1 pseudogene is annotated in these 448 nt (G+C 73.2%); it reads left to right on the forward strand.

Annotation, left to right across the window (positions count from 1 at the left end):
• Positions 1-448: pseudogene (locus tag STRAU_RS37785) on the forward strand (plasmid transfer protein TraB); the annotation flags it as partial.

A 448-nucleotide genomic window follows, 5' to 3' on the forward strand; every position in this document is an offset into this window, starting at 1 on the left:
GATCGGGTGCGGGCGGGGTCAGCAACTACCTCCTGAACCGTGCCAAGCCGCATCTGCCGCCCTGGCTCGGTGTGGCCGGGGTGGGCCTGGCCGGGGTGCTCGGTCACGACCGGTGGGCCGCCTCCCCGGCCGCCGCAGTCGGCCTGACCCTCACGTCGGTGGCGATGACCGGCGGCGCGTGGGTGATCGGCAAGTCGGCGAGCAAGCAGCGCCGCCTGCATTCTGCGATCACCACGGCGGCCGGGTCGGCGTGGCTGACGGCCGCGTGCCTGGCCGGGCCGATGGCCGGGCCGGTCGACGACCTGTACCTCATGGGCGGATCGGCGCTCGCGCTGTCATGGAACGTGCGGATCTTCATGCGCACCTCCGACACCGACAGCCCGGGCAACACGGACGGCGGCCTGATGGAGAAGATCGGGCTCGCCCGTGCGCAGATCCGCGCAGCGCG

Source organism: Streptomyces aurantiacus JA 4570, assembly GCF_000414115.1.
In the GTDB taxonomy this organism is placed as follows: domain Bacteria; phylum Actinomycetota; class Actinomycetes; order Streptomycetales; family Streptomycetaceae; genus Streptomyces; species Streptomyces aurantiacus_A.